The following is an 18,782-nucleotide window of genomic DNA, read 5'->3' as shown; positions in this document are numbered from 1 at the left end:
ACGGTACGGAAACTGCATAGCGCCCCCTACCGCCAATCCGATGACAGCCCAATGAAGCATTTCTCCTTTATGTCGACCAGGTTAACCGCCTCGGCGCTCAGCAAAGCGCTGATCAGCTTCATTGCCCTGGTTTGTCTATCGTTGATTCTGGCGACAGCCTGGCAGATGAACCAGTCCAAGCGTGAGCGCATCGCCACCGCGCAAATTGCGGTCTTCAACATCGTCCTTGCCGCTGAGCAGCAAGCCCAGGACACCCTGAGACAGGCTGACAACACGCTGCGCGATCTCGTTGAGCGTGTTGAACATGACGGCATCGCAGGTGAGCAGCAAACACGATTAACCAAGCTGATGGCTCAAGCCGTGGTGAACGTGGAAGGGATTCAAGGGCTCTTCATCTACGATGCCCAGGGCAATTGGGTCGCCAACTCCTTCTCCAAAGGCGTCAAGGCTAAAACCAACGACGACCGCGCCTACTTCGTCTATCACCGTGATAACGCTGATGAATCCATCCACATCGGCTCCATTGTGGAGAGCCGGAATACGGGGGACATGGTCATCCCGATCAGTCGGCGTATCACTGCGGCTGACGGCAGTTTTGCAGGTGTTGCCCTGGCAACGGTTCCCGTGGCTTATTTTCAGAAGTTTTTTGAGCGCATGGACGTCGACGACAAGGGCGTCATCTTCCTGGCCCTGAACAATGGCGACTTGCTGGCCCGGCGGCCTACATTAACCGCATTGATGACCACCAACGTGGCCAAGGGCGATATCTTCACGCGCTATCTACCCTATAGCGATAGCGGCACCGCCGTTATCACCTCTGTGGTGGATGGCATCGAGAGGATCTACGCCTATCGGCGCGTGTCCGGATTACCCATCGTCGCCGCGGCTGGCGTCTCTTGCGAATACGTCCTCGCGCCCTGGTGGGCCTATGCGCAACGATCCATCATCCTGACCGGCATGATTATCCTGGCCCTGGTTCTGCTCGGCATCTTGTTGTACCGACAAATCAAGCAGGTGATGACTGCTGAAGGTGAACTGAACATTGCCCGCAACGAGCTGGAGATCATCGCTCAGACCGACAGCTTGACGCACCTGCCCAATCGACGTTGCTTCGACGCTGCCCTGCACCGGGAGTGGGGACGGGCAAGCCGTAATCACTCAACGATCGCCATTATCCTGTTGGATATTGACTGGTTCAAACAATACAACGACAACTACGGCCATCTCCGGGGTGACGACTGCCTGAAGCAGGTCGCGGGGCTGATCGCCAACAGTGTCAAGCGGGCAGGGGATGTCGCGGCACGTTACGGCGGTGAAGAGTTTGTCATGCTGCTGCCCGAAACGGACCTGGCGGGTGCGTTGAGTGTGGCCGAAAAGGTCAAGTCATCCATCACGGACAACTGCATAGAGCACTCAGCCAGCCCGCTGGGCAAACTCACGATCAGCTCGGGCGTGGTGGTGATCGATGCACCCGAGAAAGAGGGCTATACAGCCGCGCTTGAAGAAGCCGATCGACTCCTTTACTTCGCTAAAACCAAGGGTCGCAACCGTGTCGAGGGACGATTGATTCAGGGGGCGTGTGCGGATAATCACCTTGCCGAGGGGTTACCCGCAACGCTGGTTATTTAAGCGCAGTCCATGGCTGCATCGCTTCACACGATAAGTGCTGCAGGCAGCGATAAAGAAAGAAAACGCATCGACAATTCCTTTCAAATAACAGCCTTTGATGAGCGGAAATCAGCGCACTCAGAGATGTTTTTTGACTTCTTTATCCAGATGCTTATCCGCTTTATGACGTTCCTCGTCGTCATGTTTAACGCCTTTATCCACTTCGCTGGCGTCGTGCTTGACGCCTTTGTCGGCTTCCTTGGCATCGTGTTCTACGCCCTTGTCCAACTCCCGATTGTCGTGACGGGTACCTTTTGCCACGTCGTCTTCGGCGAGGGCCAAAGGAACAACGGACGCAGTCATCAGTGCAGTGATGAGCGCAGACGAAACGAGCTTGTGCATGGTAATACTCCTGAACGAACGTCGAGGTCCTCATGACCCCATCGCTTTTCAGCGTAGACAAAGTTCCGCAACATGGAAGTCGTTTGGCAATGTCACGCCCACGCCCACGCGCACCAGGACAGCCGGGTATGTCACCACCGCCGCGCCCATTGCCTTTTTGTGCTCGCTGTCGATGGGCGTTGTCGTCGGAGGGCTGCTGTCGTGGCAAGTCACGGTCATTGGCCTCGCGCTTGTCTGCGCCGCCCTTGCCGGACTGGCGCTTACCTTTCCCACACCGCCTTCAGCTTCGTTGTCCTCTTCCAGAATAAGCCGAGCCATGTACAAGGAGCGCTTGACGTCGCTGTCGGCCAGTCCCGGCACCCGCCCGCTAATGGCGGCGTACTTTTGCTGGTCGATTGGCGTGTACGTTTTTCTGGGGCTGTATCCGAGCTGGCTGGTGCAGCACGGCCTGTCCTCATTCGGCGTCGATACCGTCGGCTCGGTCATCTTTATTGGCGAGGTCGGCGGACTGTTCGGCGCGATGCTTTCCGCCAGGCTTGCCAGTCGGTTCAACAATCCGTTGCGCCTGTGCGCCGTCGCCTCGATGGCGATCGCGGTGGTGATTCAGGTGATCCCATGGGGCGAGGGCTCGCCGTTTACGCAAGGCGCCGCCTACATGGCTTTCGCGTTCGGCCGAGACCTGATGCTGGCGTTGATCCTGGGCGATGCCATGGGGCTGGTTGAAGCGTCGCGCAGGGGAAGTCTTAACTCATCGCTCAACGCGGTCTACCAAACGGGCGGCACGCTGGGGGGATTGTTGAGTGCCTGGCTCTATGGCTTGAGCACCGGGTACTTTGCGAATGTCGTGGGCGCTTCGCTGGCGTTCGTGGCGTCTGCGGTTTTGCTGCACGGTATCTCGGGGGCGAGGATTCGTTCCTGAGGTCGCCACGGGAGTGTGTACTGCCATTTGTAGTCGGTGAGCCTGAAGCGGGCGCCTGACGCCCGCCCGCAGTGCTTGCATTGCCCCCACGACTATCAGGCGTTTTAAAAAAGAGCGAAAGCGCGTGATTGCATTGCTCTGTGCGCGGAACCGATCGGCCCTCCAGCGCCACACAAGGGCAACCCACTCACCACGCGAACCTCACAGCGATCGCCCCGTGACAACATCCAACACGCCTGCACCTGTGCAAGCGGCCATGAGTGGGCTTGGGGCACTGCCAACCGACCTTTCAGTTTGGAGAAAAAACGTGAAATTACCCGGAATCGGCGCCTCGTCGCCCAAGACGCCTGACATTACCCCCCATGCCTCCAAGCCGGACGCCAAACCGACGCCCGACGCGGGCAAACCGACGAATAGCCCCAATGACTCCGGTAACGGCGGCAGCCGCGCCACCGGTAACTTCAGCAACGTGGCCCAAGGTACCGGGGCTCTGGCCAGCGGCGGCGCGGCCATCTATCGGGCTGACCAAAGCACGCAGAATTCCCAATACGCCGCTCAGTCCCCCACAGGCGCGGTCAACTATGGCGGCCCTGCCGGGAGTGGCGCGCCGGCCGCTTTGCAAAACCAGTCTCTGGCTGAGCTAAGCCCGGGGCTGAGCAACAACGGTGAGGCCTCGAAGCCGTCTTCTCCCTTGATGCAGCTGCTTGATAAGTTAATCGGGGCGCTGTTGCAGCCGTTCGGTGGCGGGGCGAGTGCGCATTCCGCCGGCGATTCTGCCCGCACCCAGACCAAGGACGCCCCTGTGGCGGAGAAAGGCGATGACAAGAACGGACTGGCTTCGGCCGCTGGCGAAGTGGGCAAAGCGCTGTGGATGGTCCCCGGCTTGAGTAACGTCATGACGGGGATCGGTGAGTCTGATGGCAGCGCTGGCGGGATGATCAAAGGCGGGGTCGAAGGCGGGGTGCACACCGCCAAAGGCGCGGCCGAAGGCCTGATCGGCGGTGGCGGCAACCCGGCAGCCATGGCGGCTGGCGCCTATGCCGGCGCCTTGTCAAAAACCGAAGCTGCGCCAGAAGAGGTGCGCAACGTCGCGGGCATGCTCTAAACGATTCCTGCCGCATGTTTCTCTTATGGGGACATGCCTGGCAGGGCCTGAATCAGGGTACTGAGGATCATCTCCGACAACAGAAACCTTGTAAAAACTGGTCTTTGAGATACGCCACCAGAGCAGTGACAGCCCTGGGAATTTGTGGCGAGTAAGGTCGAACCAGATTGATCTCGTCCGAGAACGCCCCCTTGAGTTGCCAGTGCTCAAGTAGTTGAACCAGAGAACCTTCCCCCCAACGCTGCCTGAGCGTTGATGTTGTTGCCGAGCGAAAGCGACAGGTGCAGTCAACCTGAGAAGCCCACGCACAGCGCCTGCGGAGTCCCTGACGTCTAAAAAACGTTTGGCGATATGCACGTTGGCGTCGCGTACCTCTGCGATCAGTTCGCTGCCTGCATCGTCCCCTTCAATAGCAGTGTCTGTGTGGCGGAAGTCCGCGACCCTGCTTATCCCGTCAAAAAGTACCGCTCCGTGCTCGAAAAGGGCAGAGGCGTAGGGTGGACTAAAGCGAATCCATCTCCGCGCGCGTGATGCTGCACGTTTGATGGCAAATAACAGCCGGATTCAAGCTGCGAAGAAAGCTGTCGATAAGAGTGATGTCGGAATGATATCGACCAGATTGTTCACGAAAAAAACTAAAAGCCGGAGCGAAGGATGCTCCACTGTCGAAGTGCACACCTATGTTTAGCAAACTCAGTATTACCCAAAAGCTCTATCTCAGTTTCGCCGCGATCGTGGTGATTCTGGGCATTCTTGTCTTCAGTGCCTATCGTGGTTTTGGTCAGGTCGACAGCGCAATTAACAGCAACGTCCACACGTATCGTGTGTTAAATCAGTCCCAGATGGCCCTTGAACAGTTGATCAATATCGAGACCGGGATGCGCGGCTTCGTGATTACTGGCAAGGACAACTTTCTTGAGCCGCAAATTGCCGGTGAAGCCAAGTTTTCCGATGCGTTGGCAACGCTCAAATCATTGACGATTGATAACGCCGAACAACAGAAACGGCTGGCTTCATTGGCGCAGTTACAAACACGCTGGCTGGACGAAGATGTTCATTCGATCATTGCTCAGCGTCGTCAATTGGCACAAAGCGGCAACTCCGATGATTCGGTTGATCAGCGCATCGACAGTGGCGCGGACAAAGCCAAAATGGATGGCATGCGCGGGATCATTTCAGATATCTCGCAGACGGAAGAAGCCCTGCTGGCACGGCGCACTCAAGAGATGAACGACGCCAAGGATCGCGCGATCACGATCCTGATGGCCGGTGGTCTGATTGCCGCCGTTCTGGCAATCATTCTGGCTTACGCCTTGGGCCGCACGGTCCGTGCCCGCCTGCAGGTGGCTATCGACGCGGCAACCGCAGTCGCCGAGGGCAGACTGGACACGGTAATCGATACCAGTACCAGCGATGAACTGCCGAAGGCGTTTGCTCGTATGCAAGCTCGCTTGCGAGAAATGATCCAGCAGATCAATCAAGCTGCCAGCCAGTTGATCGAGTCCGTACAGAACATCTCAGGGGCGTCGCAGCAGCTTTCCGGCGCGGTGAGCGAACAATCCAACGCAGCATCAGCGATGGCGGCCACGGTTGAAGAGCTGACGGTCAGTATCAATCATGTTTCCAATAACGCGGGTGAGGCCGGTGGACTTGCCAGTCGCTCTGGTCAGCAATCGTTGGATGGATCGGCCGTTATCCAGAACACCCTTACCAGCATGAATGGTATCGCCAAGACCGTGCAGCATGCGTCGACCAAAGTGTCGGAGCTGGGTCAACACTCCGAGCAGATTTCCACCATCGTCAGTGTCATTCAGGGCATCGCAGATCAAACCAATCTGCTTGCCCTCAATGCGGCCATTGAGGCGGCGCGGGCGGGGGAGCAGGGTCGCGGCTTTGCAGTCGTGGCCGACGAGGTGAGGTTGCTGGCGCAGAACACCGGTAAATCCACCAAGGAAATTGCCGGGATGATCGACAAGATCCAGCTCGGCGTCCGCGATACCGTGGAGAGCATGCGCAGCGGCGTGATGGAAGTTAGCCAGGGCGTGGAGATGGCGGAGTCGGCAGGCAAGGCGATTACCGAAATCAGTGAAAGCTCTGGCCAGGTGCTCGTGGTCGTCGAACAGATATCGCTGGCATTGCGTGAGCAAACAGCGGCCAGTCAGGACGTCGCCCGTAACGTCGAGCGATCTGCACAGATGTCCGAGCAGAATAATCTGTCCGTGCAAGACCTTTTGCGCAGCAGCCATGATCTGAATCAGCTGGCGATAGGGCTCAAGCAGGAAGTGGGTCGGTTCCGTCTGTAGGGCTGTCAGAAATGATGTGTTCTTGAAGATGAATGCGGAAGGCTTGCCGGTATGCCGGGCAGAAGAACACTGCCCTGGCGTCCCCCGTGAGCTTCCCGGCTGGTCTATTGGCGGGCTAAGCAGTCGCGCGGGATCCGGGTGAGGTTCGGCTGGGTGCACAACCCGATCTTTACCATGCCGGTTCGAGGTGACTTTTTTCACCCTTAAAGACTCACCCTGAACAGGCCGCCCCAGCGAAGACGCTGGGTGCTGCATGAGCGCTAACCCGTGATGGCCTCATATATTTCTCTTTCGATACATAACAGGCTTGCAACTGGGTATGTATTGTCCGACACTCTCGCTATCGGCTTCGACAATATACAGGCGCCATTGCGGTGACTATCGAAGGTGCATTGGATTAAGTATTTCTATATAGCCCGCGTCGCGACAACGGTATATAAGAAAAGGTCCAAGTCGGCAGACGGGCGGCATGTATTAATCCCGGCACCCCCGGAAACACTGGGGCAAACGCCCATTAAGTTGCTCAAGAAGTTTCCACTCCCAACGAAATAAAAACCCCTAATCGACTGTTCATAACTTCAGAAGTTTCACACTGAATAATTAAACATTCTTTTTGGCCATCTGTGTTTGCAGTCATCCCTATTAGTGTTAATAATCCCGACTGCTCCGGGAAGCAAGGCAATGCGCCATCTCACAAGAAGTGAATATCAAGTCTGAATTCTGATTAAGTCCCCGGCCCAATAAACTCAATTCTCAGTTCGTTCAAGACGCAATGACGCCTTGAGCAGCGAGTAGGCGCGGAACATCCGTGTGAGGAGGGCATCATCGCTCGTAGTCATTCCGGGATTAAAATCCTGTCGATTTTCGGTACACGTCCGGAAGCCATCAAGATGGCCCCGCTGGTAAAGGCACTGGCTGCAGAGCCGGGTATTCACTCGCAGATCTGCATCACCGGCCAACACCAGAGCATGCTCAAGCAGGTGCTGGAGCTGTTCGATCTGAAAGCTGATTTCACGCTCGATGTGATGACGCCGCATCAGACCCTCAACTCGCTGACAGCCGCGCTGTACGGAGCCATTGATCCGGTGCTGGAAATCACCCGGCCGGACCGTGTGCTGGTGCATGGCGACACCACGTCCGCCATGGTCGCGTCGATGTGCGCCTTCCATCGCCGGATCCCTGTGGGGCATGTCGAAGCCGGTCTTCGCACCGGTGACATCTACAGCCCATGGCCTGAAGAGATGAACCGCCGGTGCATCGATCTGAGTGCCGACATGCTGTTCGCGCCGACCGATGAATCGCGCCGCAATCTGCTGGGCGAGCGCTTGCAAGGGCGTTCCTACGTGACCGGTAACACGGTCATCGATGCCCTGCAGTTGACGGCTCAACGCATTGATCAGAACGCTGAACTGCGTACCCGGCTGGATCAGCAATTCTCCTTCCTGCGCAACGACCGCAAAGTGCTGCTGGTGACCGGCCATCGTCGGGAAAACTTCGGTGACGGCTTCCTGGATATTTGCAAAGCCTTGCGTCAACTGGCCCAGCGCAGTGATATCCAGATCGTCTACCCGGTGCACTTGAACCCGAACGTCCTGGGCCCGGTGACCGAGCATTTAGGCGGACTGGCCAATGTGCATCTGATCGAGCCGCTGGATTACCTGGCGTTCGTGCGTCTGATGCAGCGCGCCCACGTGATCCTTACCGATTCCGGCGGCGTGCAGGAAGAGGCGCCAAGCCTGGGCAAACCGGTACTGGTCATGCGCGATGTGACCGAACGGCCTGAAGCTGTTGCGGCGGGCACCGTGCGGCTGGTCGGCACTTCTCCGGACTCGATCATCAGCGGCGTCAACGCGCTGTTTGACGACGACCTGCTGTGGCGCCGCGCGTCCCAGGCGGCCAACCCGTACGGTGACGGCAAGGCCAGTTCGCGCATCGTTGATGCCTTGATGGGCCGCCCGGTCAACGACTTCGTGGTCGGCCAGTTGCACGTGCCCAGATACCTCGAGTACGGGCACAGCGCCCCGGCACGGGACGACAACCGCCCGTCGTCCACGTACCAGTAACAAACGCCCGACCCCTCTATTAGCTTGAGATCTGCCTGAATGAAGTCTTCCGTTGCCACCCAAACGGGCGCACTTAGCGCCCTTGTCTGTGGCGTGAGCCTGCTCGCGCTCATGCCCAACTTTGCCCTGGCGGCGGACAGCCCGCTCACCGAGGCGATCAACCGACTCAATGCCGATACGCTGCAACACCGGGAGATTCGCCTGAGAGATCTGGGCATCGACGCCCCCATCGTGCTCGGCTCCACGGATTCGCGCCGCGAACTGTACCTGCCGGTTCCGGCGGGTGTGCCGTTGTCCGATGCGTCGCTGAACTTCGATGCCAGCTACCTGAATGGGGAGGGCGGTCGCAACACCCTGCTGTTGTCCCTGGATGGCTATCCGGTACGGGCCGAAGGCCTCAGCGAAGCGCAAGGCAACGCCAGCTCCACGCTCGGCGTGGACAAGGCCGCTCGCAACAGCGGTTCGGTACGTTTGGGCGTGGCCTGGTCGTCGATCGTTTCTCGCGTGCTGTGTGAAGACGAACGCGCGATTGGCAACGTGTTGCGCATCGAACCCGACACCCGCCTCAATTACAGCTACGACGCCAACCTGTTGCAGGACGTCGGCGCTGCCTGGACCGCATTGCCGGCCAAGCCGGGCATCATGGTCGCGCCGGGCAGCCTGGCAGTCGGCACGTACGACGCCGCCTGGCGCCTGGGCGTTGCACTGGAACGGATCGGCAAACACGCGCGCATCCTGTCGTTCCCTGCCGTGCAGGACAGCGTTGACCTGAGCGCACTGCGCATTCCGGCCGAACTGCAGAGCATTCCGGCCTTCGCCAGCCTCAACGGCAAGGGCCCGCATGCTCTGGCCAACCCGGCGGAAATCGGTGCATTGCTGATGCTCGGCCAGACCCCTGACGTGCAGGCCGACCTGGCGATCAACGACCCGCAATTGCTCAAGGCGATCAACGAATCCCTGGACGCCTTGCAAAGCCAGATTCAAGGTGTGGACGCCACAGCTGCCAGCGCGTTCACGCAATGGCGCGAGCGTCACGTGAACGCCGGTTTGGCCGCCAAGGGCACGGATAACGTCCGTCTGGCATTGCTCGGCACCCGTCCGGTGCTGATGATCGCCCCTGAATCGACCGGCAAGGCCATGGCCCTGTTCAGCAGCGCCTGGAACAAACTGGCCCGCAGTCGCACGCTGACCGTCAGCGAAGCGCAGATGCCATTGAGTGCCGACGGCCGTGTGGCCCTGACCAATCTGGGCGGAAACCCCGGCACCATCGACGTGCTCGCCAAGTCCGACTGGAGCGCCTCCTTCCCGCTGGGCAGCGTGGCCTACGACGGTCGCCTGCCGGTCAAGGCCGTGATGGATGTGTCCGCCGCCCCTGGCGCTTCGGACACCGCTCCTGTGGCGTCACTGTTCCTCAACGATTACCTGATCGGCGCGCAACAGTTGCTTGCCAACGGTGAGAAACAGCGCATCGAAGCGCGTATCCCGAGCTACGCCCTGGGTTCCAAGAACGTCCTGCGTGTCTCGTTCCAGCGTCAGCCCGTCAGTGATCGCTGCCTGGAAACGCCGCAAGCGTTCCCGGTTTCCGTATTGCCGACCAGCCACATCGTGCTCGACAAAATTTCACTGGATGACGGTTTCTCCGGCATGGCCGCCCGTTACGCCACGAACACGCAGATCCTCGTGCCCCAGGCTTACCTGGATCACCCGGCCAGCAGCTTGCCGCAGGTGATCTCGGTGGCTGACGGTGCGGGCGTTTCGCCGCTGCGCGCTGAACTCAAAGTCAGCAGCGATCCTAAAGCCACGGTCACGCCGGACAAAGACTTCCTGGCCTTCGAGCTGCCGCTCAAGGACAGCAAGGAATCGGTTCGCGTCGATGACCAGGGTCGCCTGCGCATCAACCACCAGGATCAGCCGCTGCTGGACCTGTCGCCGCTCAACCACCTGGCGTCATTGCAGGCCGTGGATGCCGGTGGCCAGCACGGTCTGGTCTATCGCGTCCTGGGCAGCGATGCCCCGGTATTCGCCAAGCCCGTGCTGTTGACCCGCGGCGACGTGTCAATCCTGGGCGACAACGGTGTCGTGAACACCTTCGACAGCAAGGATCCGAGCGGTAGCCAGTTCATCGACAAAGAGGAGCCCAAGGGCCTGGACGCCTGGCGCACGCCTTCGCTGTTGTGGCTGATTCCCGGCGGCATCCTGTTGGTGCTTATCCTGATGTTGGCTGGCCGTAGCGCCCGTCGCAATCGCCAGTAACGGAACCCTTCGATGACGTCGCTTTATTGGCCCTACTGGCTGGCTCATTACTACAGCTTCCTGGAAGTCGCGACCATTGTGGTCGCGGTGCTGATCCTGATTTCCAGCCTGGACGATCTGTTCATTGACTTGTGGTACTGGTCTCGCCGCCTGTTTCGCAAGTTCACCGTGGACCGCAAATACCGGCCACTGACCGCCCAGCAATTGCTGGACCGGGATGAGCAGCCACTGGCGATCATGGTTCCGGCCTGGCTGGAATACGACGTCATCGCGCCGATGATCGAGAACATGGTGTCGACCCTGGACTACCAGAACTACGTGGTCTTCGTCGGCACTTACATCAACGACCAGCGCACCATCGATGAGGTGGAGCGCATGCGTCGGCGTTACAAGCAATTGCACCGTGTGGAAGTCCCCCATGCCGGGCCGACCTGCAAGGCTGACTGCCTGAACTGGGTGATTCAGGCGATTTTCCTGCATGAACAAACCCACGGCATGACCTTCGCCGGTGTCGTGCTGCACGACAGCGAAGACGTGCTGCATCCGCTGGAACTGCGCCTGTTCAACTACCTGTTGCCACGCAAGGACATGATCCAGCTGCCGGTCGTTTCCCTGGAACGCAACTGGTACGAATGGGTGGCCGGTACGTACATGGACGAGTTTGCCGAATGGCATGGCAAGGACCTGGTGGTCCGCGAAAGCATGACCGATACCGTGCCCTCGGCCGGCGTCGGTACCTGCTTCTCGCACCGGGCCCTGAGAGTGCTGGCCGGGGAAACCCAGAACCAGCCGTTCAACACCGACAGCCTCACCGAGGACTACGACGTTGGCGCACGCCTGGCCAAGGTCGGCATGAACGCCATCTTCGTGCGCTTCCCGGTGGAATTCCGGGTGCTGCGCAAATCGTGGTTCCGCAAACCCTACGAATCAACCCTGAAGATGCCGCTGTGCGTACGCGAATTCTTCCCGGACACCTTCCGCACGGCGTTCCGCCAGAAAGCGCGCTGGACCCTGGGCATCGGCCTGCAAGGCTGGGAGCAGATGGGCTGGAACGGCTCGCTGGCCAACCGTTACCTGCTGTTTCGCGACCGCAAGGGCGTGGTCACAGCGTTTGTCAGCATCCTGGCCTACGTGATCCTGGTGCAACTGGTGGCGCTGATTATCCTGCGCCAGAGCGGGCTGTGGAACGTAAGCTTCCCGACGCCGTTCGAATCCAACGGCTGGATCAAGTACCTGCTGATTGCCAACGGCCTGGCCCTGGGCTGGCGCATCCTGCACCGCTGCTACTTCACCACGGTGCTGTACGGCTGGCAGCACGGCTTGCTGTCGCTCCCGCGCATGGTGGTGGGCAACTTCGTCAACTTCATGGCCGCCTCTCGGGCGTGGCGCATGTTTCTGGTGGGCAAGGTGCTCAACCGCAAGCTGGTCTGGGACAAGACCATGCACGACTTCCCGTCCACCGACCTGGTCGCTGCCGCACCGCGCAAGCTGGGCAGCGTGTTGTTGTCCTGGCAGGCTATCAACGACAGCAATCTGCAAACCGCACTGGACGAACAACAAACCCGCCACATGCCACTGGGCCGCATTTTGCTCAGCCACGGCTGGCTGGATGACGAAACCCTGGCGGAAGCCATCGCGTTTCAGAACGATCTGCCGCGGGTGTTCGATGTGGCCCACAAAGCCAATCCATCGCTGCTGGCCGACGAGTTCGCCCTGCGCTGGCGTGTTGTGCCACTGGGGACCAACGAGGAGGGCCGTGGGCAGATCGCCGTCGCCAGCCCGCTGTCTGCTGAAGGCCTGCAACAGATCAGCGATGAGCTGGGCAGCGAGCCGGTGCAGCTGATTGCCCGTGAAAGCGAGATCGTCGCGCAACTGCGAAACGTCTATGCGCTCGACGGCCAACCGGTGCCCAACGCCCGCGCGCCGATGCTGGGCGACTTGTTGATCGAAATGGGCCTGCTGGACCGCGACGTGTTCAACCGCACCATGCTCAATTACCGCCCGCAGCACCACGGGCGCATCGGCGACTATCTCGTCGACAGCGGCGTGCTGCCTCGGACCACCATCGAACAGGCCGTGGCCCGTCAGCACAGTCATTACCCAACGGAGCTCCCGGCATGAACCGCCCTTTCCTGACGCTCATGGCCACGGGGCTGACCCTTTTGCCTGCGCTGGTGCATGGCGAAATTCTGCCGCTGCCGTTGACCGGTCCCGCGTATCAGGCTGCCAATGAGGCCTACAGCGCCTACGATCGCAAGGACTACGACCTGGCCATCGCCAAGGCCCGCGAAGCCTTGCGTCAGCGCGCCGATGTCACCCGTCTGAACCGGCTGATCGTGCAGGCGCAACGAGACAAGGAACAACGCGACAACCCCAAGCGCTACCCGCAGTCGCCTTCGCGCCCGGCCCCCGGTTTCAGCGCGGCGGCCCAAGCGTTCAAGGCCTACGATCGCGAAAACTTCGGCGTCGCCGCGCAGGCCGCTCGCAAAGCGATCACCCAGGCACCCAGGCGCATGGATTACCGCCTGCTGCTGATCGAATCCCTGCAACGCCAACAGCATCTGGAGGAGGCCGATCAGGCCACCACCGAAGCCCTGCGGGTGTTTCCGGATGACGACACCTTGCTGATGCGTCGCGAAGCGGTTCGCCGTCAACTCGCCGCGCCACTGGCCATCGCCGGTTATCGCGCGCTGGAACAAGGCAACCTGCCGCTGGCCGTGGATCAAGCCCGCAAGGCCGTGGCCTGGGCACCGGAAATCGGCGCTCACCAGCAGTTGCTGATCAGCGCGCTGATCGCCAACAAGGATTACCGCGCCGCCGAACTGGCCGCCACCGGCGCGCTGGCCCAGGACGATGGCGAAACCGCGCCATGGATTCTGCGCAGCTACGCCCTGGATCGTCAGGGCAAGACCCAGGCGGCACAGGCTGACCTGAACCGGGCCTTGTCCATTGAAGGCTTGCTGGACTCTGAGGTGCGCGAGATTCGCTTTTTCGCCGCCGACCTGGCGCTGGCCAACAACGAGCCGCAGCAGGCTCTGGATCAATTGCAAAAACTGCCCGCCGACACGGGCGGTGAAGTCGCCCGCCGTCGCGCCGCCGCCCAGGTTGCGTTGCGCCAGAAGGACAATGGCCTGAAAACCGCGACGCGTTTTCCCGCCCCGGCCCTTAACTGCCAGGAAAGCGCATTCGGCCTGATCTGCGATATCTGGCCGGGCAACCAGCGCGATGGCGGCACGGACACGGCTGTGCAGGCTTACGCTGCGCTGGCCCGCAAGGACGCCGCTTCGGCAGCGGCCCTGGCCAGCGAAGCCATTCGCCGGGCGCCGCAGAATCCGGCATATCGCAGTCTCTTGGTCAGCGCCCTGACCGAGCAGAAGCGCCTGCCCGAAGCCATATCTGCGGCCAGCGATGGCCTGCAAGCCAATGGCGACGACGCCCGTCTGCTGGCCCAGCGCGGTCGGTTGAAGCAGCAGACCGGTGACGATGCCGGTGCCCGCAAGGACTTCACCCAGGCCCTGGCCTTGGGCAGCCTGCCCACGTATGAAGAAGCCAGTCTCTATGCTGCGCTGGGTCAACGTCGTACGGCGCGGGAACGCCTTCAGGTCGCCCGCGACGCTGGCGAACTGGATGGCATGAGCGATCTGCAAGTGGCTTACCTGTCGGTACAGGCCGGCGACGATGACAGCGCCCATGAGTCATTCCGCAAGGCTGACGCTGCCGCGCCTCTCGCGCCGACAGCGACTCAGGACGCGGCCTACAACGCGATGCGGGTCAGTGACGACGAACACGCTGTCGGCTATTTCAAGCGGGTTATCGACGCCAAAAATAGCGGCGAACTGGACATGACCGACCAGCAGCTGTTCGACACCCGTCGCGCCGTGGCCGATGTGTCGCGCACCTGGGGCCTGACCAGCACCACCAGTTATCGCGGCAACAGTTCCACCAGTGGCCTGAGCTCGGCGCCCAGCACTGGCAGCAATAATGGCAACAGCGGCAGTGGCAGTAGCAGTAGCAGCAACGACAGCCTGCAGAACAGCACCGAACTGTCGTGGCGCCCGCTGGGTTACCGCAACGCCCGTTTCGTCGAACTGTATGGCCGGGTCACCGACACGCTGTGGAGCAAAAACAGCGATTCGGACACCGGCCTGGATGCACTGCAAGGCGCTTTGGGCGTGCGGGTCAAGCCGTTCACCTCGTTGAACGTCATGGCGGCCGTGGAACGCACCTTTCCCCTGGGTTCTTCCGACGTCGACGGCGACTGGCTGTTGCGCCTGGGTTACGGCTCCAGCATCGGCACCGATTTGCGGGTTGATGTCCCCAGTTGGTGGACGTCGCAGTTGTTCGCCGAAACCGGTCATTACGTCAACGACTCGCGCAATTACATCAACAGCGAATGGCAGGGTGGTCGCAGCTACGCCATTGGCGGCGCCGGCTCGCGCTGGGTGACGTTCCCCCACGTGGTGGCCGCGTTCGACTACGACTCCAAGATGGACAGCGAAACCCGCTCCGACGGCAGCACTGACTACTCTTCCGGCCATGCGGCTGGCGTCGGCGTCGGTAACAACGTGCGCTACTGGTTCCGGGAAGACGCGTACAACGCGCCGCGCTCCTATGTGGATTTTTCGCTGCAATACCGAGTGAAAGTGTCTGGCGATGACCGCGCCAAAGGTGTTTTCGCTCGTCTGACTTACTCTTATTGAGGACGGATATGCACCCTCGTATGTATTGGCTGATGTCCCTCGGACTGAGCCTGGGCATGGCGTCGACAGCGGCTCAGGCTGCTTCGGAAATCGCTCAACTCTATGCACCGAAACTGCCGGAAGGCTCTTCCTGGGTGCGGGTGGTCAATCCCGCCGACGGCGCCGTGCAAGTGAGCGTGGATCGCAAGCCCGGCGTTGCCCTGTCTGCGCAGTCGGTGGTGGCCAGTCCTTTCCAGGTGGTGGACTCGCGGCAACCGCTGCGCATCACGATCAACGAACGTGAGCTCAAGGGCCTGAACGTCCCGAAAAACGCCTTTGTCACGGTGATTCTGGGCAGCGATCCTGCAGCGGCCCCCCGGCTGGTGATCGACCCGCAGCCGCGCGGCAAAGACTTGCGTGCCGAACTCAACGTCTACAACCTCAGCGCCGGCTGTGAGAAAGCCGATATCAAGCTGGCCAACGGCTCCAGCGTATTCAGCCAGCTGCCGCTCAACGGCCAGGCGCAGCGCACTATCAATCCGGTGCAGGCGACGCTGATTGCCAGCTGCGATCAAAGCGCCAGCCTGCCGCTCAAGCTTGAGCCATTCAAGGCCGGTGACCGTTACAGCCTGTTCCTGGTCGGCTCACGCCAGACCCCCCGCCTGATTGGCCTCGTTGACCAGACTGCCCCATGACCTCTTTAGTAAAACCTCGCCATATCCTGCGCCGCCCTCCGGTATCCGGCCTGATTGCCGGTGTGCTGCTGAGTCTGTCCGGCGCCGCTGCCCAAGCCGATTCCGCAGTGATCACCGGGCAGGGCGGTTGGTTATTTCCTGCGTGGGAAAGCCTGAACACCGTCGATCACGCCGGCATTGCCCGGGATATCGCCCTGATCAAAGACGTCCAACACCAACTTGAGCGCGAGAAAATCGAGCTCGTGGTGCTGGTGGTGCCGATGAAAGCGCCGTTCTACGCCCAGCGCCTGCCTGCCGACCACCCTCTGAGCCCGGCCGTGGTGCAGCGCTACGACCGCTTGCAAGGCGAACTGACGAAGGCTGGCCTGACGACGCTGAACATCAAGCCGATACTCCAAGCCACGGAGCAGGGCAAGCAGACGGCGTTTTACCGCGCTGATTACCACTGGACCGCGTGGAGCGCCGAAAACACGGCCGATGCCACTGCGAAACTGATCACCGGACGCTATCGCCTGCAGGGTGAACCCGGCGGCGGTGCAGTGCTGGGGGAGTGGTTCGACAAGCGTGCGTTCGGCGATCTGGCCAGCAACTTCCTGCCGTCGATCAAGCGCAAAGCCATCGGCCGAGACATTTACACCGTGCGCCATCAGGTCGAGAAAGACCTGCTGATCGACGACGCCCCGGCCCCTGTTCAGGTCATCGGCAACAGCTTCGTGCAGCCTTACCTCGGCTATACCCAAAAGCTGTCCAACGCCCTGGACCGCCCGGTCACGCTGACCTGGAACCCTGGCGACGTCGGCCCGTGGGCGACACTGCTGCAATACCTCGAATCACCGGACTTTGCTCAGCACAAGCCGCAGGTGATCGTGTGGCAATTCAACGAGGGCCAGTTCCACCTTGGCCCCGATGCAGCCGCCCAGTGGAATGCCAAGGGAGTGACGTCGTTGGGCCAGTGGCGCCAGCGCATCAACAAGGCCCTGCCTTGAAGATTCTCCCGGGGCACCTCGGGCGTGCGACTCTAGCTGTCCTGCTGTTCGCAGCGACACTGGTCACAGGCACCGCCATGTTTTACGTCACCACGCAAAAACGGCTGGACCCTGGGATCGTTGGCATCGTCTGGCAGCCCGATAACAAAACAGTGGGCATCAAGGGGCAATGGGACCAGCTCGGAGCCAAAGAATTGCTGGTGCAATGGACCGTGGTCGACGATCAGGCGTTTGTGCCTGGCACCGGTCTGCCCAGCGTGCCGGTCCTGCCCGATTGGGCACGTATCGCCAAAGAGCCCTGGGCTCAGGATGTGATCATAGGCCTGGCGGGATACTTCAGCGAAAACCGCTCCCGGGACAACATCGAGCAACTGGCGGCCGTCTCGGAGCGCATCGCCAAACTGCCGACGCCGCTGCACGTGACCGGCTACTACTTCCCGGCCGAAGTCGACCCCAGCTGGACCCGTGCCAAGGAGCTGCCTGCGCTGCTGGCCAAGCTTCCGCGTCCGTTATGGATAAGCGTCTATGACGGCGCCAACATCGGCCCGGCCGCCACAGCAGACTGGCTCAAGCAATGGCTGTCAGACGACATCGGCGTGTTTTTTCAGGACGGCGTCGGGGTCTACGCCCGTACTGCACCGGTAGCCCGCACCTACGCCGACACCCTGCGCGAACGCTTGGGCAAGGACCGCGTCCGCATCATCGTCGAAGCCTTCCGCCCTAACTACGGCGGCGGTTTCCGCTCCGCAACGGCCGCCGAACTCAAACCGCAGCTCGCCGCCTATGACGGCTACCCGCTGTACCTGTTCGATGGCCCGCATTACGTGACGCCGGCGTTGGTGAAAGCGTTGGCGAAGTAATTATTCACGTCCCGTTTCGCGCGTGGGAGACGTCACCAGACGATGGGGGTGTCGTCCCAGGCCCAAAAGGTCCCGCTGTCGGCCGGCCCATGTGCGCCCACCACCTCAAGAATACGGTCCGCCGAGAACGCCGGTTCGAACAACTGGCCCTCAGGCACGTTCCCCTGGAATGGCCGGGACAGCTCGGTGTCAGTGGTACCTGGGTGTATGGCCAGGACAGTCGACGCAGGGTTCAACCGTTTCAATTCAATGCTGGCCGTGTGCAGCAACTGGTTGAGCGCCGCTTTGCTGGCTCTGTAGCTGTACCAGCCCCCCAATCGGTTATCGCCAATAGAACCAACCCTTGCCGAGAGCGCCGCGAAGGTAGAAGGTTGTTTGCGCAATAAAGGGAGGAGGTGTTTAAGCAGCAGGATCGGCGCGAACGTGTTGGTCCCAAAGCTGGCTTGCAGGCTCGCAAGCGTCAACTGAGCCAGACCCTTTTCTGGTTTTGCGCCGTCCTGATGAAGAATGCCCAGCGCGCTGATAACCAGGTGCAGATGGTCGCATCCGGCAAGCGTCTCGCTCACGAGCGCTTCGAGGGATTGCTCATTGCGCGCGTCGCAGTCGACTCGCTTCAGGCGCTGGCCATAGCGTTCTGCAAGCGCTGCCAGTTCTGATGAGGTGCTGGCGTTTCGCGATACTCCCCATACCTGCGTCACATCATCGCGAGCCAGCAACGCCGCACACAGTGCCAGGCCAATACCCCGGCTGGCGCCGCATATCAGCACATGAGCTTCGCTGTTCAGTTCAGGTATCAAACGCATAAGGCACCTTGAGGGGCGTGGCTGAAGTGTTTTTATGACCCTGAGTCAGGTTTTGACGTTCAGGTTTCGTGGCGTTCGGTTATGGACTAGCCTCTTCGCCAACCGT

13 protein-coding genes are annotated in these 18,782 nt (G+C 60.6%); 11 read left to right on the top strand and 2 right to left on the bottom strand.

Going from position 1 to position 18,782, the window contains the following annotated elements; all coding sequences use genetic code 11:
• The first annotated feature begins 51 nt into the window (after positions 1–51).
• Entirely contained in the window at positions 52–1,629 is a 1,578-nt protein-coding gene (locus tag M1E04_RS17570; RefSeq protein ID WP_456291794.1) for a sensor domain-containing diguanylate cyclase, read from the top strand.
• Between the two features lie 117 nt (positions 1,630–1,746).
• On the opposite strand, the gene M1E04_RS17565 is transcribed toward M1E04_RS17570, so the two are convergent.
• Positions 1,747–2,010, bottom strand: coding sequence for a hypothetical protein (locus M1E04_RS17565; RefSeq protein ID WP_456291793.1), 264 nt, complete (start codon positions 2,008–2,010; stop codon positions 1,747–1,749).
• Between M1E04_RS17565 and M1E04_RS17560 the strand changes: the two genes are divergently transcribed.
• The 10 genes from M1E04_RS17560 to M1E04_RS17515 all read left to right on the top strand — a co-directional run bounded on the left by M1E04_RS17560 (position 2,009) and on the right by M1E04_RS17515 (position 17,873).
• Entirely contained in the window at positions 2,009–2,929 is a 921-nt protein-coding gene (locus M1E04_RS17560) for an MFS transporter (protein ID WP_456291792.1), read from the top strand. The two genes, M1E04_RS17565 and M1E04_RS17560, sit on opposite strands and share 2 nt — an antisense overlap.
• 307 nt (positions 2,930–3,236) lie before the next feature.
• On the top strand, positions 3,237–4,034 hold the full coding sequence (locus tag M1E04_RS17555) for a hypothetical protein (RefSeq protein ID WP_456291791.1): 798 nt from the start codon (positions 3,237–3,239) through the stop codon (positions 4,032–4,034).
• 680 nt (positions 4,035–4,714) lie between these two features.
• A complete protein-coding gene (locus M1E04_RS17550) occupies positions 4,715–6,337 on the top strand; it encodes a methyl-accepting chemotaxis protein (RefSeq protein ID WP_456291790.1) in 1,623 nt (540 codons plus the stop codon).
• Positions 6,338–7,227: 890 nt separating this feature from the next.
• Complete coding sequence (wecB, locus tag M1E04_RS17545; RefSeq protein ID WP_065986502.1) at positions 7,228–8,400, top strand: non-hydrolyzing UDP-N-acetylglucosamine 2-epimerase; 1,173 nt, start codon at positions 7,228–7,230, stop codon at positions 8,398–8,400.
• Positions 8,401–8,439: 39 nt separating this feature from the next.
• The gene (locus tag M1E04_RS17540) at positions 8,440–10,653 is read left to right on the top strand and encodes a hypothetical protein (protein WP_192134719.1); all 2,214 of its coding nucleotides are present in this window, start codon (positions 8,440–8,442) and stop codon (positions 10,651–10,653) included.
• 12 nt (positions 10,654–10,665) lie between these two features.
• Positions 10,666–12,774 (top strand): glycosyl transferase family protein, encoded by a 2,109-nt coding sequence (locus M1E04_RS17535; RefSeq protein WP_065986506.1) that lies wholly within the window; start codon positions 10,666–10,668, stop codon positions 12,772–12,774.
• Positions 12,771–15,353: an NfrA family protein gene (locus M1E04_RS17530; RefSeq protein WP_456291789.1), complete on the top strand. Its 2,583-nt coding sequence runs from the start codon at positions 12,771–12,773 to the stop codon at positions 15,351–15,353. The genes M1E04_RS17535 and M1E04_RS17530 overlap by 4 nt, the downstream gene beginning before the upstream one ends.
• A gap of 8 nt (positions 15,354–15,361) precedes the next feature.
• Positions 15,362–16,027: an alginate O-acetyltransferase AlgF gene (locus M1E04_RS17525; protein WP_141695097.1), complete on the top strand. Its 666-nt coding sequence runs from the start codon at positions 15,362–15,364 to the stop codon at positions 16,025–16,027.
• Positions 16,024–17,013 (top strand): alginate O-acetyltransferase AlgX-related protein, encoded by a 990-nt coding sequence (locus M1E04_RS17520; RefSeq protein WP_456291788.1) that lies wholly within the window; start codon positions 16,024–16,026, stop codon positions 17,011–17,013. The genes M1E04_RS17525 and M1E04_RS17520 overlap by 4 nt, the downstream gene beginning before the upstream one ends.
• Positions 17,010–17,873 (top strand): hypothetical protein, encoded by an 864-nt coding sequence (locus tag M1E04_RS17515; protein ID WP_456291787.1) that lies wholly within the window; start codon positions 17,010–17,012, stop codon positions 17,871–17,873. Before M1E04_RS17520 ends, M1E04_RS17515 begins: the two co-directional genes overlap by 4 nt.
• 32 nt (positions 17,874–17,905) lie before the next feature.
• Here M1E04_RS17515 and M1E04_RS17510 read toward each other — a convergent pair whose 3' ends face one another.
• A complete protein-coding gene (locus M1E04_RS17510; protein ID WP_192134729.1) occupies positions 17,906–18,676 on the bottom strand; it encodes an SDR family NAD(P)-dependent oxidoreductase in 771 nt (256 codons plus the stop codon).
• Positions 18,677–18,782 lie beyond the last annotated feature (106 nt).

It is taken from the genome of Pseudomonas sp. AK106, from assembly GCF_053903055.1.
Note: the sequence above shows the minus strand (reverse complement) of the source record. Positions and strands in the feature narration are given on the sequence as shown.

Bases quoted from the DNA above. Each gene is read 5' to 3' on its own strand.
- M1E04_RS17570 (WP_456291794.1), top strand. From the start codon at position 52: ATGAAGCATTTCTCCTTTATGTCGACCAGGTTAACCGCCTCGGCGCTC.
- M1E04_RS17560 (WP_456291792.1), top strand. From the start codon at position 2,009: ATGGTAATACTCCTGAACGAACGTCGAGGTCCTCATGACCCCATCGCT.
- M1E04_RS17565 (WP_456291793.1), bottom strand. From the start codon at position 2,010: ATGCACAAGCTCGTTTCGTCTGCGCTCATCACTGCACTGATGACTGCG.
- M1E04_RS17550 (WP_456291790.1), top strand. From the start codon at position 4,715: ATGTTTAGCAAACTCAGTATTACCCAAAAGCTCTATCTCAGTTTCGCC.
- wecB (WP_065986502.1), top strand. From the start codon at position 7,228: ATGGCCCCGCTGGTAAAGGCACTGGCTGCAGAGCCGGGTATTCACTCG.
- M1E04_RS17540 (WP_192134719.1), top strand. From the start codon at position 8,440: ATGAAGTCTTCCGTTGCCACCCAAACGGGCGCACTTAGCGCCCTTGTC.
- M1E04_RS17535 (WP_065986506.1), top strand. From the start codon at position 10,666: ATGACGTCGCTTTATTGGCCCTACTGGCTGGCTCATTACTACAGCTTC.
- M1E04_RS17530 (WP_456291789.1), top strand. From the start codon at position 12,771: ATGAACCGCCCTTTCCTGACGCTCATGGCCACGGGGCTGACCCTTTTG.
- M1E04_RS17525 (WP_141695097.1), top strand. From the start codon at position 15,362: ATGCACCCTCGTATGTATTGGCTGATGTCCCTCGGACTGAGCCTGGGC.
- M1E04_RS17520 (WP_456291788.1), top strand. From the start codon at position 16,024: ATGACCTCTTTAGTAAAACCTCGCCATATCCTGCGCCGCCCTCCGGTA.
- M1E04_RS17510 (WP_192134729.1), bottom strand. From the start codon at position 18,676: ATGCGTTTGATACCTGAACTGAACAGCGAAGCTCATGTGCTGATATGC.